Source organism: Streptococcus sp. NSSLK0004 (genome assembly GCF_059039125.1).
Map to the genome: position 1 here is coordinate 1,168,950 of NZ_CM180142.1, position 17,153 is coordinate 1,186,102.

19 protein-coding genes and 1 pseudogene are annotated in these 17,153 nt (G+C 41.3%); 2 read left to right on the top strand and 18 right to left on the bottom strand.

The window, feature by feature from the left end; translation table 11 throughout:
• Positions 1 to 19: 19 nt before the first annotated feature.
• The 17 genes and pseudogenes from AC4CS8_RS05980 to rpiA form a co-directional block, all read right to left on the bottom strand.
• Positions 20 to 604: a CPBP family glutamic-type intramembrane protease gene (locus tag AC4CS8_RS05980; RefSeq protein ID WP_172066146.1), complete on the bottom strand. Its 585-nt coding sequence runs from the start codon at positions 602 to 604 to the stop codon at positions 20 to 22.
• Between the two features lie 2 nt (positions 605 to 606).
• Entirely contained in the window at positions 607 to 840 is a 234-nt protein-coding gene (locus AC4CS8_RS05985; RefSeq protein WP_014636277.1) for a hypothetical protein, read from the bottom strand.
• Between the two features lie 8 nt (positions 841 to 848).
• Entirely contained in the window at positions 849 to 1,232 is a 384-nt protein-coding gene (locus AC4CS8_RS05990; protein WP_074390216.1) for a thioredoxin domain-containing protein, read from the bottom strand.
• Between the two features lie 10 nt (positions 1,233 to 1,242).
• Positions 1,243 to 1,671 (bottom strand): hypothetical protein, encoded by a 429-nt coding sequence (locus tag AC4CS8_RS05995; protein WP_016480097.1) that lies wholly within the window; start codon positions 1,669 to 1,671, stop codon positions 1,243 to 1,245.
• Positions 1,655 to 3,010 carry a DNA (cytosine-5-)-methyltransferase gene (gene dcm / locus AC4CS8_RS06000; protein ID WP_172066148.1) on the bottom strand — a complete coding sequence of 452 codons (1,356 nt, stop codon included), beginning with the start codon at positions 3,008 to 3,010 and terminating at the stop codon, positions 1,655 to 1,657. Before dcm ends, AC4CS8_RS05995 begins: the two co-directional genes overlap by 17 nt.
• 148 nt (positions 3,011 to 3,158) lie before the next feature.
• Positions 3,159 to 3,977, bottom strand: coding sequence for a replication initiator protein A (locus AC4CS8_RS06005; protein WP_172066149.1), 819 nt, complete (start codon positions 3,975 to 3,977; stop codon positions 3,159 to 3,161).
• Entirely contained in the window at positions 3,974 to 4,147 is a 174-nt protein-coding gene (locus tag AC4CS8_RS06010) for a hypothetical protein (RefSeq protein ID WP_172066151.1), read from the bottom strand. The genes AC4CS8_RS06005 and AC4CS8_RS06010 overlap by 4 nt, the downstream gene beginning before the upstream one ends.
• Before the next feature lie 164 nt (positions 4,148 to 4,311).
• Positions 4,312 to 4,608, bottom strand: a pseudogene (locus AC4CS8_RS06015) (NUDIX hydrolase N-terminal domain-containing protein); the annotation flags it as partial.
• On the bottom strand, positions 4,595 to 5,332 hold the full coding sequence (locus AC4CS8_RS06020) for an acyl-ACP thioesterase domain-containing protein (protein WP_493892374.1): 738 nt from the start codon (positions 5,330 to 5,332) through the stop codon (positions 4,595 to 4,597). The gene AC4CS8_RS06020 and the pseudogene AC4CS8_RS06015, both read right to left, overlap by 14 nt.
• 14 nt (positions 5,333 to 5,346) lie before the next feature.
• Positions 5,347 to 6,483, bottom strand: a complete 1,137-nt coding sequence (hemW, locus tag AC4CS8_RS06025) for a radical SAM family heme chaperone HemW (protein ID WP_493892375.1) — start codon at positions 6,481 to 6,483, stop codon at positions 5,347 to 5,349.
• A 114-nt stretch (positions 6,484 to 6,597) separates the two neighbouring features.
• On the bottom strand, positions 6,598 to 8,865 hold the full coding sequence (locus AC4CS8_RS06030) for a glycogen/starch/alpha-glucan phosphorylase (RefSeq protein ID WP_493892376.1): 2,268 nt from the start codon (positions 8,863 to 8,865) through the stop codon (positions 6,598 to 6,600).
• A gap of 174 nt (positions 8,866 to 9,039) precedes the next feature.
• Positions 9,040 to 9,384 (bottom strand): HIRAN domain-containing protein, encoded by a 345-nt coding sequence (locus AC4CS8_RS06035; protein WP_493892377.1) that lies wholly within the window; start codon positions 9,382 to 9,384, stop codon positions 9,040 to 9,042.
• 28 nt (positions 9,385 to 9,412) lie between these two features.
• Positions 9,413 to 10,126, bottom strand: a complete 714-nt coding sequence (deoD, locus tag AC4CS8_RS06040) for a purine-nucleoside phosphorylase (protein ID WP_493892378.1) — start codon at positions 10,124 to 10,126, stop codon at positions 9,413 to 9,415.
• 32 nt (positions 10,127 to 10,158) lie between these two features.
• Positions 10,159 to 10,968, bottom strand: coding sequence for a purine-nucleoside phosphorylase (locus tag AC4CS8_RS06045; protein ID WP_002935585.1), 810 nt, complete (start codon positions 10,966 to 10,968; stop codon positions 10,159 to 10,161).
• Between the two features lie 12 nt (positions 10,969 to 10,980).
• On the bottom strand, positions 10,981 to 11,337 hold the full coding sequence (locus AC4CS8_RS06050) for an arsenate reductase family protein (protein WP_493892379.1): 357 nt from the start codon (positions 11,335 to 11,337) through the stop codon (positions 10,981 to 10,983).
• Entirely contained in the window at positions 11,337 to 12,548 is a 1,212-nt protein-coding gene (locus AC4CS8_RS06055) for a phosphopentomutase (RefSeq protein ID WP_493892380.1), read from the bottom strand. The genes AC4CS8_RS06050 and AC4CS8_RS06055 overlap by 1 nt, the downstream gene beginning before the upstream one ends.
• Before the next feature lie 244 nt (positions 12,549 to 12,792).
• A complete protein-coding gene (gene rpiA, locus AC4CS8_RS06060) occupies positions 12,793 to 13,467 on the bottom strand; it encodes a ribose-5-phosphate isomerase RpiA (RefSeq protein WP_493892381.1) in 675 nt (224 codons plus the stop codon).
• A gap of 473 nt (positions 13,468 to 13,940) precedes the next feature.
• Here rpiA and mnmE point away from each other — a divergent pair, with 473 nt between their 5' ends.
• Entirely contained in the window at positions 13,941 to 15,314 is a 1,374-nt protein-coding gene (gene mnmE / locus AC4CS8_RS06065; protein WP_493892382.1) for a tRNA uridine-5-carboxymethylaminomethyl(34) synthesis GTPase MnmE, read from the top strand.
• Positions 15,315 to 15,434: 120 nt separating this feature from the next.
• A complete protein-coding gene (locus tag AC4CS8_RS06070; protein WP_493892383.1) occupies positions 15,435 to 16,505 on the top strand; it encodes a hypothetical protein in 1,071 nt (356 codons plus the stop codon).
• Positions 16,506 to 16,558: 53 nt separating this feature from the next.
• Here AC4CS8_RS06070 and AC4CS8_RS06075 read toward each other — a convergent pair whose 3' ends face one another.
• The gene (locus tag AC4CS8_RS06075; RefSeq protein ID WP_493892384.1) at positions 16,559 to 17,140 is read right to left on the bottom strand and encodes a LemA family protein; all 582 of its coding nucleotides are present in this window, start codon (positions 17,138 to 17,140) and stop codon (positions 16,559 to 16,561) included.
• Positions 17,141 to 17,153: the final 13 nt, after the last annotated feature.

The following is a 17,153-nucleotide window of genomic DNA, read 5'->3' on the forward strand; positions in this document are numbered from 1 at the left end:
AGCACTCTTGATTTTGGTATCACAAGAATGTTACGACATAAGCCAAACTATTCCAAAGTAAATGTAAGGCGATTGCCGTCATACAATCAGTTTTCAATCGAATAGCAGCCAAGGTCAAGCCAAGACAGCTATAGATGAGCCAACTCCCTAACTGATTGGGTCCATGGGATAGAACAAAGAGAAAACTGGTCACGACTACTTGTACAAAAGGGAATGTCAATTTTTCCCAGAGCAACTGCCTATAAACAATCTCTTCAAGGATACTTGCATTGAACAGAAACAATAAATAGATAACATGAGGAACCTGCTTTCCTACTTGTACCAATACTGCTTGATTCCTAGTCTGAACTGACAATAGGAAACTAATGAAGAATGCAAAAGCAACCATGGCCACAAAGCCAAGAAGCAACCATCTTAGGCGATTTTGTATGGTCATATTTTTTGATTGAATAATTTTGTGATGAGTAATCTCTAGACAAGCTACACCTAAAAGAAACATTTGTAGCAAGATTAGGACCTCAATCGTCAGATACTCTTGTAGGTATAAACTCACCAGAAGTCCATTAAGCTGTATGGCTAGATAAAACAACACTATCCTTATCATTGTCACCTCTTAAATAAATCTTCATAATCAATATCTAATACCAAAACAATTCGCTCAACCCATCTTATCTGTGGCATCAGGCGATTAGATTTGTAATGCCGTAATTTTTGATAGAGGCGATTAAATTCACTTGGATAAACATATTGACCTTTGAATACTTTGCGAGCTAGTTCTGCCCAAGTGAGGTCTTTTTCTGCCAGAATGATCTCTAAATTGTCCCAAAATCGTTCATTCATCTTCACACCTACCCTGTCACCTGTTTCATCAGGCTGGCCTGAAACAGTTCTTCTTTTACCTGTCTGGGAAGAAAGGTTCGCACTTCGTCTAGCCCAATAGCTGGATAGACATGATTCTGACAGACAATGAGAGGCAGACGAAGGTTTTGGTCTGGCTTTTGGAGAACGAGCTGAATCATCTCATTCAAACTTATCGAATATTGACGTTTAAAGCGAAGAAATCGTGGCGACAGTAACTCAAAACAATCCGTGGTTTTGGCAAAGAGTGACAGTAAGATTTCACGGTTTACATCACACGCTTTTATACAACGATAAGTCACACCATAGGTCGTCAAAATGGTTAGTAAATCTTGATTTGTATTGGCATTATTTCCTAGATATACCTCAAGCATAGGCACCTCCTTATAGGGTTAGGCTATTTTCAACTGTTGGTTCAGGAGTTGAGAAATAGCGACTCATATCAATGGGCATCCGTCCTTCACCAAAGCACTTGACCGTCACTAAAGTCGTTAAAATGCCATCCTTTCCCCTAGCAGAATAATTTTCACCAAAGGCACGAAAGGCCAGGTGATTGTCTTTCGTCAATAGTGTATCTACACCATTTTTAATATCCCTAGTTTCCATAAAATCCGAAATCCGATGAAGATTGGATTCGTAGAATAGGGGATCATTCATCTCTTTGTGGTAATCATCTTCAAAAGTCACCTCAAAGTCACAATCAAAATTGGGGAGCGACAGTATCTTTTGTAATAACTGATTGGTTTCAACTTGGTGAATACGTTCTTCTAATTCAGTACAATCTAGGATACTTTTCTTATGTAGTAGGTTCATGTTTTTCTTCCTCTTCCATTCTTCTAAATTCTCTGGCAATGGCTTCAATAACCGTCACCGTTACACTATTGCCGGCCTGTTTGTATAGTTGGCTCTTACTAGAAACACCCTCTGCTCTTTCATAAGCCCAGTCAGGAAAGCCTTGAAGTCTGAAACACTCTCTTGGTGTCAGTCGTCTTATTCTCAAGCGATAAAGTTTCCCCTCTAAGACAATGCCTGTGACTTCATACCACTTATCCTGTCTATATTCCAGAGCAGCAACTACCACTCCCATATTGTCTGAAGTCGTCAGGGTATTGGATATTCCCTTTCCCACTCGTCCCCTACGTTTGGTTGAGTCTGGATAAGCCAGATTGACAGAGTCTCCAAGAGTTGCCTTTGCGTACCCTCTTTTTGTGGCTTCCTTGATCTTCAGAAATGGCAGCTCCTCCCTCAGCAAAATCTTTGGCACTTTATCTCCACCTTGCATGGTGGTCAAGGTCGGTGACAAGCCCGCAATGTCAAATACTCTTCCGGTCTGGTCAAAGCTAGTCGGCAAATTTCCTGCGACAACAACCCCGTGTCTGTCTTGACTGGTCAAAGTAAACATAGGGTCTTGATTATCCTTAAATCGACGCCCATTTTGACGTTTTTCAATTCTATCTGGGGTTAAGACAGGAATGGCGATTTTTGCCCCCTCTCCTTTACCTCTCGTTAGTGTAGGAGCAAGTCCACTCGTCAGATAGACTTCACCATTCAAACCACGTTTAGAGGGATTTATATTTCCTAGCCTTTCAAGATGAGCTGGACTGTTTTCTCTTCTGAGAGGAAATAGGAATCTGGAACGGTATCTTCTAGAATGTCCGATAATAAAGACCCGTTCTCTGTTTTGCGGGACTTGGAAGTCCTTACTGTTAAGCACCTGCCATTCGACATCATACCCCAATTCATCCAGCGTGGAGAGGATTGTGGAGAACGTCCGTCCCTTGTCGTGATTGAGTAGGCCTTTGACGTTTTCCAAAAATAGAAAACGTGGTTGGATTTGTTTGGCCGCTCGAGCAATCTCAAAAAAGAGAGTCCCTCGAGTATCTTCAAATCCCAGTCGTCTGCCTGCGAGTGAAAAAGCTTGGCAAGGAAATCCCCCGCAGATAACCTCCACTTGCCCTCTAAATTGTCTAAAGTCATAGTCTGTGACCTCTTTAATGTCATGATATTCTATTTCTCCTTCTGTGTTAAACATGGCTTTGTAGGATGTTCTAGCGAATTTATCAATTTCACAAAAGCCCAAACAATCATGGCCCTGTGATTCCATTCCTAGCCTAAAACCACCTATCCCAGCAAATAAATCTAAAAATTTCATTCTTCCTCTCTTTCCAAATAAAAAAGAGCCTTACACTTGTAAAACTCTTGCCTATATATGATCATCCATTTCTGGTGCACAGATGATTTCAACAATCAAAATGATGATAGAAATCAGATAGATTCCGCCTAGTATCCACCAAATCAACTTAATCACCTCCCTTTACTTCTTGTCGTCTCAGTTGCTTGGTCCACTCTGACAGCACTCCATTAAACACGTATTCAGCTATCACTTCCGCTGACCGAGCAAATCGCATATGTTCCAATGCATACTGATAACGGTCACTAAAATAAATCATGGCATAGTCACTAGCTGACTGAGATAGACCTGTCAGTCTTAACTGGTCATGAACCAAACCCCAAATATAGTCTCGATCGTACTTGGTCACGCCATCGACTTTTGAAGTAAAGTTTTCTTCTTGTTTTTCATCTACTAGCTGCCTCTCCTCCTCGTCCTCAATAAGGAAATCACTCCCTTTAGTTTCACTATATTTAGTCTCACTTCCTTCAGTCTCACTAGTGGCTGAATTTAAGACTGGCCCCGGCTGATTTTGATACCTCCCTGGTATTTTTTGAACACTACCCCCGTCTGAATTTGAGACTGGGGTAGGTTCATGTTCCAACTCCCCCAAATAAATCTTATTGGCCATTCGTCCTTTTTCACTGGAAGACTGTTGGACTTCATCAATCAAACCATACTCTCGTAAGGTTTTCTTAATCGTCAATAATTTTGACTTTGAACAACCTAATAGTGCCATCAGATTTGAATTGGAATAAATCAAGTAAATTGCTCCATCCTCATCAATCCAGCCCTTACTCAAAGACAGCTCCAACCTATCTTTTAAAACCGCGTAGGCTACCTTAACTTCCAGCTTCATATCCGTATAACGTTCACTCTCAAACAAAATTTTAGGGAGTTTATAATAACGCTCTGATGTCTGATATTGATTAGCGGTAATTCGTTTCATGATTGTCCCTCCAAGACTAAAACGCCAACATTTCCGAATTCATCAAATCGGATTAAACCTACTTGTTCCATTTCATCAATTAGCTGTGTTGCTTTCACAATATCAACTCCAAAAATAGTCACGAGATGACATATCACGATTTGGCGTGATGATTGTTCCTTCTTTTGCATGAATTCCTCCTGAAAATAAAAAAACGAGAACACTTAGTAAAATGTTCTCGCTTGTGCGATATGATATTATAAACAAAAAATAAATTTTTCCTCCTTAATGACAGATTGTAGAACGCTCAAATCCTTGATTTATCAGCGTTTTAAGCACCTGTCATTATTATGACACAATCCCCACCTGGCAAGGACCAGAGCCCATCGTTTTCCTGAACCAGTAGGATTTTATCCTCTTGGAAAATAGCTGCGCGGGTATCGAGCTTGGGTGTCTGATAGCCTGTTTCGTTACAAAAGAGCTCTTTCACCACTTCTAAGGGTTGACCAGAGGGTTCAAGCAGCATTTCCGCCGCAATCTCTCTGATTTCTTCAAATCGCTCAATATCATAAACATCTTTTCCGTAGGCTAGACCTGTCTGAGCCAAGGCCTGTAAGCGTACCGCCCATTCCAGCCATTTATCTTGTGTCATCTTTTCTCCATTCAATTATTGCTTGTGCATGAATATGTCCCTCAGCTAGAATTTCATGCTGACTGATTAAGTCTTGACGAACAGTTCGTGAATAAATAGAACCCTCGGGAGACACTTCCTTAATATATTTTAGCTGGACCTTGGCAGGGCTATGATTGAGTAGAAAATCATAATCTAACGATCCGTACATCCATTCCAAATATTTTCCATTATTAACATGGCCATTCATGTCAATGTCAAAATAGCGGATGTGAAATGTTTTCTCATCAAAGGCTTGCAATTCTTGGTACTTAGGAGCTCGAGGCAATTTCTTGACCTGCTCAGACTGATAAGGTGCAATCAGCTCTTCTGGAACAGGTGCAACCTTGCGGCTTTCAAAGTCAATCAAAACAAAATAACAAAGAATATCCAGTAGAAGATTTCCCTTTTCATCATAGATATAGAACATCCGATGACAGAAAAACTTATTGTAGGCAACTGCTTCTGTTTCAATCGTGATGGTTTCGTTGTACTTTGGCAGACGTTTAATCGTGAGTTCGTAGTCTGTCACCACCCAAATCAAGCCAAATTCTTGATAAACATAAAGATCACTACGACCAAGATTTTCTGACTGACGACCTGACAGACCTAGACAATAGGAAATAAAATCTGGTAGTTTGATTTCTTGTTTGACATCTACCATATCAAAAGGAATGGTAAAATTTTCTTTATATTTCAATCCCATCGTTGTCACTCTTTCTAATCTTCTATGATAAATCGCTCCGCAACGGTATCTCCTAAGAACAATCCCTTCTTAGTCATCCGAATACAAGTTTCCTCTGCTTGCAAAAGACCCTCATTGATTAAGTCTTTGACAACCTGACCGTAGCGTTCTTCAAAGGAAATGCCAAACTTTTCCTCAAATCGCTTGATGGACACGCCAGTTTTTTTCCGTAACCCTAAAAACATCTCTTCTTCCATCTGCTCAGTTTTGCTGAGAAATTCTTCGTGCAAGCGGGAATGCCCTTTTTCACGAATGGATTTGAGGTAGTGCTGAATAGGACCGCGATTGCGGTAGCGCATGCCATCGATGTAGCCTGAAGCCCCTGCTCCTAAACCGTAATACTCGGAATTGTCCCAGTACATGAGGTTATGCCGACTTTCAAATCCTGGCTTAGTAAAGTTGGAAATCTCATAGTGCTCAAATCCGTTTTTCTCTAACTCTTGAAGAATGTAGTCAAACATATCCGATTCCACGTCTTCATTTGGTAGATGAAGATTGCCACGACGCTGGCGGTTCATAAAGACCGTGTGATTTTCCAATATCAAGCTATAGAGGCTCATGTGGGGAATATCAAGTTCCAAGGCTTTGGCAACATTATCCACCACCTGTTCCATAGTCTGACCAGGAAGAGCGTAAATCAGGTCGATAGAAATATTGTAAAATCCTGCTTCCTTGAGGGCAGAAATTGTTTCATAAATCTGTGCTTGATTGTGACTACGACCAATCTTTTTCAACATACGGTCATCAAAAGTCTGAACACCCAATGATACTCGATTACATTTGGACTTTTTCAGGACTTCAATCTTGTCTGCCGTCAAATCACCTGGATTTGCTTCAATTGTAAATTCTTCCACCTGTGACAAATCCAACAATTCTTCCAGATTGGTCAGGAGATAGTCCAGTTGGTCAGCCGAAAGAGCCGATGGCGTCCCACCTCCGATGTAGAGGGTTCGTAGGGCAGGTAGGTCATAAAACTTAACCTCTTCCATGAGGGCAGCCAGATAATCATCAACAGGCTGATTTTTGATAAAAACTTTTGAAAAGTCACAGTAGTAACAAATCTGAGTACAAAAAGGAATGTGAATATAGGCTGATGTCGGTCGTTTTTGCATAGGACTATTATAGCATAGAAGCCAGTAAATTTATTTTTTTGAGCCACTTCTTCCTTCTTAAAAGCACATGCATCAAAAAAATAAAAATGACCTCGAAAGGTCATCTCTACTTTATTATTTGGCTTCCAAATGCCAAATATCTTCGTTATATTGTTGAATAGTACGGTCTGATGAGAAGAAACCAGCTTTAGCAATGTTGACAATAACTTTATCCAACCAGCTGTCACGGTCTTCATAATCCGCCAACATTCTTTCCTTGGTCACAATGTAATCTTCCAAATCCAAGAGTGTCATGAAGTGGTCATTGTGCTTGAGATTGTCTTGTAGACGCCATAGACGCTCATCGATACCACCAGCATTGCGTACTGTATCAGATGTGATGAAGTCAATCAATGGACGAATAGCTTCACGCTCATAGAATGAATATGGATGATAGGTTCCATTTGCGTAATGGTCAATGACTGTTTGGCTATCTTGACCGAAGATGTAGATATTTTCATCACCAACCAACTCATGAATTTCCACGTTGGCACCATCATCTGTACCGATGGTTAAAGCTCCATTGAGCATGAATTTCATGTTACCAGTACCAGACGCTTCTTTTGAAGCAAGAGAAATTTGTTCAGAGATATCAGCTGCTGGGATAATGAAGCTAGCTTCAGTTACGTTGTAGTTTTCAATCATAACCAACTGCAAGTGTGGTGCCACTTCTGGATCATTTTTGATAACCTGTGACAAGACCAAAATTAAATGAATGATATCCTGAGCTGTTGTGTAGGCAGGAGCAGCTTTTCCACCAAAGAAGACTGTCAATGGACGAGTTGGGATATTACCAGCCTTGATATCCAAATACTTGTGGATAACATAGAGGACATTCATCTGTTGACGCTTGTACTCGTGCATACGCTTGATTTGTACATCAAAGATGGATTCTGGATTGACCTCCACACCTTGCGTCTTAGCAATATGACGTTGCAACTTACGCTTGTTGTGCTGCTTGGTTTTTTCTAACCAAGATTTTAATTCCTTGTCATTCTTATATTCTAAGAGTTTTTCCAACTCGCTGGCATCATGGTGGTAGCCATGACCAAGTAGGCCATCAAGATAGCTAGCCAATCTTGGGTTAGCATGCATGAGCCAACGGCGGAAGGTGATACCGTTAGTCTTGTTGTTAAATTTCTCTGGGTAAAGCTCGAAGAAGGCTTTTAACTCTGATGTTTTCAAAATCTCAGTATGAAGGGCTGCCACACCATTGATAGAGTAGCCATAGTGAATATCCATGTGGGCCATGTGGACACGGCCATGCTCATCAATGATATTAACCGCTGGATCATTTTTTACTTCTTTAGCACGGCGGTCCAACTCTTCGATAAATGGCACCAAGTGAGGCACCACACGGTTCAAGAAGTCAAGCGGCCATTTTTCAAGAGCTTCTGACAAGATAGTATGGTTGGTATAAGCTGTCATCTTCTTGACAATCTCAACAGCCTCATCAAAGGAAATTCCACGAAGTTCCAACAAGCGAATCAACTCTGGAATGACTAATGATGGGTGAGTGTCGTTGATTTGAACAACTGCATAGTCAGGTAAGTCATGAAGGTTAGACCCTTTGGCAACCGCTTCATCAATCAAGAGTTGAGCCGCGTTTGATACCATGAAATATTGCTGGAAGATACGGAGCACTTTACCCTCGTCTGTCGAATCATCTGGATAAAGGAAAAGGGTCAAGTTACGGAAAATGTCTTCCTTGTCAAACTCAATGCCATCATAAATGATATTGTCATCTACTGAACCAAGGTCAAACAAGCGCAAACGGTTCTTCCGCTCTGTCTTATAACCAGGCACATCGATATCGTACAACTTCGATGTCAAAGTAAAGTTAGCAAACGGCACTTGATAAGAAATTGGTGATTCAGTCAACCAAGAACGTGGCGTAATCCACTCGTTTGGCACCGCTGATTGCTGATGGTACTCAAACAACTGACGGAAAAGACCGAAGTGATAATTCAAACCAACACCATCACCATTAAGGCCAAGGCTTGCAATAGAATCAAGGAAACACGCTGCTAAACGACCTAAGCCACCATTACCAAGAGATGGCTCCATCTCAACATCCTCAATAGCAATCAAGTCCTTACCAGCCGCTGCAAGCTGGCTCTTAACCTCATCATAAACACCCAAGTTAATCAAGTTGTTAGACAAAAGTTTACCAATCAAGAACTCAGCAGAAATGTAGTAAACTTTTTTCTTCTGCTCATTGGTATATTTGGCTTCGCTCTGCTGTTTTGTAAAAGCAAGCAAGGCGTAATAAAGTTCTTGATCTGTACAATCCTCGATGCGTTTAGCATACATAGATTGAACAAAATTTTGTAAATTAATCATAAAATGTCTCCTGCATATATTAATGTAATCATTCAGAAAGGTTACGCTTTACCTTTGTAAACGCTTTCCATATTATACCCTATTTAGCGAAAAAAGGCAAGCTATTCTACAAAGAGTACAATAGTTTGCCTTTCCTACTATTCAGTAATTAAAATGAACTAGTTGCTCCGTCCATTATTTTTTACGATTATCTTTGAATTTTACAACCACACGGAGTTGCCGTTCAGGATGTTCAGCAAGGTCAATCATTTGAACCCGGGCTTCAAGAATGTCACCATGTCCATAGAATAACAAACGACTAATCAGGCTATTTTTATGCTTGGGAATATAGCCCAACTTTTTACCTTGATACAGAATTACCACTGCTTCTGAATCATAGGGGTTAGTCGGTTCTGCAAGCATTTCTAAAGAGGTCCCAAGTTTCAATTCTTCTATCACATCAAGTCCATCATAGTAAGCAAATCCAGCTAAATGAAAATCTTCAATGTGACGTGTCGGCTCAAAGTTTGCAAAAGTCATGATATTCCTCCTTACCAACTATTACAATTTATTCAGCAATAAGAGTTTCCAAGCCAACCTTCATCATGTCAGTAAAGGTATTTTGACGTTCTTCTGCTGTCGTATCTTCTTCTGGATTAACCAAGCTGTCTGAAATGGTCATAATAGCAAGTGTCTCTACACCGAATTTAGCTCCCAAATAGTAGAGGGCTGCAGCTTCCATCTCAACTGCTTTAACACCAATCTGACCAAGCTCCAAGTTACGAGCAAACAATTTTGGTGAGTAAAAACTATCCGAAGAGAGAACATTGCCCACATGGGTTGTCAAGTTGAGCTCTTTAGCAATATGATAAGCCTTATCCAAAAGATTGAAGCTAGCAATCTGTGGCAAGTCATATTCTGGCCAATCAATATTGATCATGCGGGAATTAGTTGCTGCCGCTTGAGCTAAGACCAGTTCCCGCACGTGAACATCCTTATTCAAAGAACCAGCAGTTCCCACACGGATGAGTTTCTTCACACCGTAGTCATTGATAAGTTCGTGGGCATAAATAGAGATAGAAGGCATACCCATACCTGTTCCCATAACAGATACGCGATGACCTTTGTAAGTGCCGGTATAACCGAACATATTGCGGACTTGGTTGAAGCAAACTGCGTCTTCAAGGAAGTTTTCAGCGATAAATTTAGCACGAAGTGGATCACCAGGAAGCAAGATTTTGTCTGCGATTTCGCCTGGTTTTGCAGAAATATGGATTGACATGTATTGTACCTCTTTGTTCTATTTTCAGATTCTTACAACTCAGCCAAGATAGCTTTCACCAAGCCCTTGAAGTTGCCCTTGATTTGCTCGGTTACTTCTACGACTTCTTCGTGATTAAGCTCTGATTGGAAACCAGCCGCAAAGTTTGTGATGGCAGAAATTCCTAAAACTTTCATACCTGAGTGTGCTGCTACGATCACTTCTGGCACTGTTGACATACCAACTGCGTGGGCACCCATAGTCTTGAAGGCCAAGATTTCTGCAGGTGTTTCATAGGTAGGACCTGTCACTCCAAGATACACACCATCATCCAGCTTGATACCCAATTTCTCAGCAACTGCATGAGCTTTTTCACGGTATTCTTTTGTATAGGCATTGGACATATCTGGGAAACGTGGACCGAATTCTTCCAAGTTTTCACCAATCAATGGATTTTGACCAGTCATGTTGATGTGGTCTGTAATGGCCATAAGGGTACCTGGCCCGTAACCAATACCGCCCGCCGCGTTAGTCACAATCACACCCTCACAACCGAGAGCCTTCATAACACGGACTGGGAAAGTCACAACTTCCATAGGGTTTCCTTCGTAGAAATGGAAACGACCTTGAAGGGCCAAGACCTTACGTCCTGCCAAATCACCATACACCAACTTACCAGCGTGACCCACAACGGTTGATTTACCCCAGTTTGGAATGTCTGCATAGTCGATAACGATAGCATTTTCCACTTCTTGAGCCAATTCGCCCAAGCCTGAACCCAAAATCAAACCAAACTCTGGCTTGACCAAGCCTTTTTCTTCTAAAAACGTTTTTGTTTCATTGATTTTTGCAAGTAAACTCATGATTTCTCCTTTTTATAAATACTGTGACCAGTCATATTCTGGCATTTTTTCTTTAATGATGTCGAGAGGACGACAGAGGAAAGCTGTTTTATCTCGCTCGATAATAGGACGGTTGAGCAGTTCTGGTTTCTCAACTAATAATTGAAATAAATCCTTTTCAGATAAACCTGTACGGTCGTCTTCAGCCAAACGAATAACTTCTGAAGGTTGACAAGCTAATTTTTCCAGCAAATTAGCTAACTGATCTTCCTCTAAAGGCATTTCCAAATAATTAACCCACTCGACTTCCAGCTCCTGACCTGAAAGTAAGATTCTTAGTTTTTTACACTTGCTACAGTCGGGATTGTAATAAACCGTCAGTTTTTCCATTAAACCAACCCGTCCAAGAAGCTCTCACCAATCATGGCTGTATCCACACCGAAGTTTTCAGCAATAGTCGCAGAAATATCCGCAAAATGTCCAACTGGTAAGACGCCGCTGCCTTTGAAGGACTTGCTGTAAGCCAAGAGTGGCACATATTCACGAGTATGGTCTGTACCTGCATAAGCTGGGTCATTTCCATGGTCAGCTGTAATAAGAAGTAAATCATCTTCACGCATGTTTTCGATGATTTCTGGGATACGTGCATCGAATTCCTGTAAGCAGTCGCGGTAGCCTTCGATATCACGACGATGTCCATAAACTGCGTCAAAGTCCACCAAGTTGGTGAAAGAGAAGCCTTTCTCAAACTCAGCTAGTTTTAGTGTGTCAATCAAAACATCTACACCATGCATATTTGACTTGGTATGCCCCATGTCATTGGTAATACCTGATGCATTGAAAATGTCGCTGATTTTGCCGACAGAATAGGTTGGCACTCCTGCATCTGCTAATTTGTTGAGGACTGTTGCTTCAAACGGTGACACTGCATAGTCATGACGGTTGGCAGTCCGTGAGAAATTCCCTGGCTCACCAACATATGGACGTGCAATGATACGACCAAGCAGAGCTGGGCGTTCAAGGGTGATGGAACGAGCATATTCACAGATACGGTAGAGTTCATCTAGCGGAATAATCTCTTCGTGAGCCGCAATCTGAAGAACAGGGTCTGCGGAGGTGTATACGATTAACTCCCCAGTTTCCATTTGGCGAGGACCAAAGTCATCAATAACAGCTGTACCTGAGTACGGCTTGTTTGCCTCGCGGATGATTTTACGACCTGAGAACTCTTCGATTTTTGTCAAAATCTCTTCAGGGAAACCATCCCAGAAAGTATCGAATGGCTCGGTGATATTAAGCCCCATGATTTCCCAGTGACCTGTCATGGTGTCCTTGCCAAGCGATACTTCTTCCAACTTGGTCACATAACCTGTTGGATGACTTTCAGCAGGAACAGTCGCAAGGGCTACATCACGAGGGATGTTTCCAAGACCGATTTTGGCCATGTTTGGCACAGCAAGACCTGCTTCTTCAGAGATGTGGCCGAGGGTGTCAGACTCCGTGTCCGCAACTCCTGCGTTAAAAAACTTGTCCGCATCTGGTGCAGCACCGATTCCGACAGAATCCATCACTACCAAATGAATACGATTAAATTTAGACATAAGAACTCCTTTTCTAGGAACCTGTATTACTAGTGAAGTGCTTTTATATAAGAGATAGTTTTTTGCTAATCGAGGCAGTTTTTTGAGGAAATACTGACTGTATTTTGAAAAAAAACTAACGATGAGTAGCTGAAAAAACTAGCCTTAGATAGAAGTGCTGAACTGTAAATTCAGGTTCAAACGTTCGTGTTTTCATTATACCACAAAAACGCTTCCCATTGTAAAAATGAGAAGCGTTTTCACTTTATTTCTTTTCAAGAATTGTTGGTCCTTGTGGCGTTCCCACAATCACCTTGGAAATCAAACCAATAAAGAGCCCGTGCTCGACTACACCCACTGTTTTGTCCAGTTCGTCAGCCAAGGCTTCTGTATCCTCGATGCGCTGTAAGTCAAGATCGATAATGAAGTTTTTCATATCGGTCACGTGTTTCTGGCCGTCTTTCATCCGAAAACTTGGTCGGTAGCCTTTGGCCTCAAAGAGTCGATAGAGATTTTCCGCACCGTACTGCACAACTTCCACTGGTAACTTGAAGGCACCTAGGGTTTCTACAACCTTAGACTCATCTACAATCCAGATGCTATCTTTACTATTAACAGCCACTACCTTCTCCATAAGAAGTGCAGCACCACCACCCTTAATGCCGTTGAAGGCTCCGTCCACCTCATCAGCACCGTCTACTGTCAGGTCCACATAGTCGACTTCGTCTATATTTTTTAGGGGAATCCCAAGGGACGCAGCGTGTTCAGCCGTAGCATGAGAAGTCGTTACGCCTGTTATTTGTAAGCCCTCTTCTGCAACCCGACGACCGATTTCCTGCACGAAATAGTAGGCAGTCGATCCTGTACCAAGACCAACAATCATCCCGTCAGTCACAAATTCCGCCGCCTTAAGTCCAACCTGTTCTTTTAGGTTTGTCATATTATTCTCCTTTGTAGTAAAGCGATTACATATAGTATAACACGGAAAAGGTTGAATGGACAAGTGGGAATTAAATAATCAATTAATAATGTTTTAAAAAAAACATAACTTTTAAAATCCTATATTTTCATTATCAAGTATTAGACTAAGTTTTTCTCATCAAAATATACGAAACTAGTCCTGTCAAAAATTTAGTCTCATCGTCAAAATCCGCATATAAAAAAGCTATACTTGTTCTCCTCTTTATAAATCTTAAACTCTTCAAAATTGATTTCTTCCAATATTGCTTCTCCTAGTAGAATTTATATTTCAAATATTTATTAGCATTTAATTAGAATAAACTATATGTCTATTATATCAAATAACAAACCGTTTTCAATACATATCTGAGCTCTCCACATCTCTATGATGTGCTTTTTTTCTCGTTCCATGTTAAACTAATAAGTAAGATTTTAGTTAGAAAGCACAACTCTATGATTACCAAAGAATTCGACACAATTACAGCCATCTCTACTCCTCTCGGTGAGGGTGCTATTGGAATTGTCCGTCTGTCTGGGACGGATGCTTTTGCCATTGCCAGCAAGGTTTTCAAGGGCAAGGACTTGGCGACTGTGCCAAGCCATAGTCTGAACTACGGTCATATTATTGACCCAGAAACGAATCAAGTACTGGATGAAGTCATGCTCGGTGCTATGCGGTCTCCACGCACCTTCACCCGAGAAGATGTGATTGAAATCAACACGCACGGGGGTATCGCCGTTACCAACGAAATCCTCCAGCTCCTCATTCGTCAAGGTGCTCGCATGGCTGAGCCTGGTGAATTTACCAAGCGTGCCTTTCTCAACGGTCGTGTGGATTTGACACAGGCCGAGGCCGTCATGGATGTTATCCGTGCCAAGACTGACAAGGCCATGCACAATGCCGTCCGCCAGCTTGATGGTTCCCTTTCACAACTTATCAACGATACCCGCCAAGAAATCCTCAACACTCTGGCTCAAGTCGAGGTGAATATCGACTACCCTGAGTACGACGATGTGGAAGAGGCAACGACAGAGCTGGTCCGCGAAAAGACTCTTCAGTTCCAAGCGCTTTTAGAAAATCTCCTCCGTACAGCCCGCCGTGGCAAAATCTTGCGTGAAGGTATCGCAACTGCCATTATCGGTCGTCCTAATGTGGGAAAATCCAGCCTGCTTAATAACCTCCTACGCGAGGAAAAAGCCATCGTTACAGACATCGCTGGAACAACTCGCGACGTTATCGAAGAATACGTCAACATCAAGGGTGTCCCCCTCAAGCTGATTGATACTGCGGGTATCCGTGAGACAGATGACATCGTTGAAAAGATTGGCGTCGAACGCTCTAAAAAAGCCCTTGAGGAGGCCGACCTTATCCTCCTAGTCCTCAACGCATCCGAGCCTCTAACCGAGCAAGATCGTAATCTCTTAGCCATTTCAGACATGGCCAACCGCATCGTCCTGCTCAACAAGACCGACCTAGAAGAACAGATTGAAGCAGACCAACTCCCTGAGGATGTCATTCGCATTTCCGTCCTGAAAAACCAGAACATCGACCAAATCGAAGAAAAAATCAACCAGCTCTTCTTTGAAAATGCTGGTCTGGTAGAGCAAGATGCCACCTACCTATCAAACTCTCGCCACATTTCCCTGATCGAGCAAGCCGTCCAAAGCCTACAAGCTGTTAACGATGGGCTGGAAATGGGCATGCCAGTAGACTTGTTACAGGTTGACCTGACACGCTGTTGGCAGATTTTGGGAGAAATCACAGGCGATGCTGCTCCCGATGAACTCATTACCCAACTCTTTAGCCAGTTCTGCCTTGGAAAATAAGCAGCAACGAATGTCAAACAGGCATTCGTTTTTTTCTTATAAAAAATTGTAGGATATTCATAAAAGCGCTTGCATTTTTCATTCTATTGTATTATTATGTTAGTGAAAGGAGGATTTGCCATGAAAAAAATTGTCGTTGCCATTATTTCATTAGTAATCCTTGCAACAAGTCTAATTGCTTGGAAGTTAATCACTTATAAAAATGGAGAATTCCAACCTAATTCTCAAGCTAATTTTTATATTATTTATCCTGGTAAAATCGATTCCTACAAACTAGAAACTGATCAGCCTATACTCTTAGAATCCCAAGCACTCCCAGAACCAGATTATCTTGGATCTGGCACAAATTTTACTTTAGATAATCGTCACCTTCTATTTTCGAATTATGTGCATAAATATTCGAATAGCAACCTTGTATCTATTGATTTTGAAAATGGAAAGATTCTACGCCAACCAAGTAAATATTCTACAAATATAAGTGGAACAGATGGAGAATTTTTCTACACTGCTAGTCCGCATGGCGTAGCAAAATTTGATAAAGAATTAAAACACCTCAAAGATGCTAAACTCCCAGAATACTTCAATCCAAATCCAACAATTATGATAGACGATAATACAATCTATCTAGTTGGAACAGAAAATATTCCTGACAATCCAGATAATTGGAAGCAACTTCTTATTTTAGTGGATAAACAGACTATGACTGTATCTGAAACGATTGAATTAGACAAAACTATGGGTCTGCATTCAGACTATTTGATGAATAATATTTTGTATCTGCCAATTATCTCTTATACCTCCGAATCCCTAGAATATACACAATCCCAACAAGTATTAACATTTAATACCCAATCAAAATCAATTGATTTAATTGAACTAAGTAACCCTAGTCCAGCAAAGATGCACTCTCTTGACTCCAATAGTCACATACTCATAGAACACGATGGCTATACAACTAATGATATCCGATTTACCATTTATGACACGAAGACGGGCGACGAGAGTTTCCATGTCTTTCCAGATGTCAATCCAAGTTACCTAACTATCTCTCACCTACAATCTTTAGACGATGAACGACTGCTCTTCATAGTTGGCGACCAGCTCTATCTCTACAATTGGAAGACCAAAGAGGTACTGAACCAGATGTCACTTGATTCCGACTACATTACTGGTATTTGGGTAACAAAATAAACATAAAAAGATTGAAGATAAGGCCGACTAGGCTTTCTCTTCAATCTTTTATTTTATTCATCATCACCCAAGTCTACACTTGGTACAGTCGTTGCTGCATCACTAGTCGCTTGGAAGAGTTCTACTTTCTCATAGCCAAACATAGAGGCATAAATCGATGTTGGAAATCGCTTGATTTTTTTATTGTAGGCTGTTGCCACCGCGTTATAATCTTTACGGGCGACCAAAATCCGATTTTCAGTACCTTCTAGTTCGGTAATAAGGTCAGATACCTGCTGATTGGCTGTTAGTTGCGGATAATTTTCCGTCACCATTAACAAACGAGAAACAGCAGAATCCAGCTGACTTTGAGCTTGATTGTAGTCTGTGCTTCCTTGTTGACTAGAGCCAATTTTCGCACGCGCATCCGCAATAGCTGTAAGAATCTCTTCCTCATGTTCCATAGCCCCTTTAACTGCCGCAACAACATTTGGAATCAGGTCATACCGGCGTTGGAGTTGGGTATCCACATTGGCCTGAGCATTTTCCACTTCAGCATAACTATCCACTAAGCCATTGTACTGTCCGATTGTTCCTATTCCTAAAAATAGCAGAGCTAAAATCGGAATCAGTACGGCTAACCATTTCTTATTCATAAATTTACCTTTC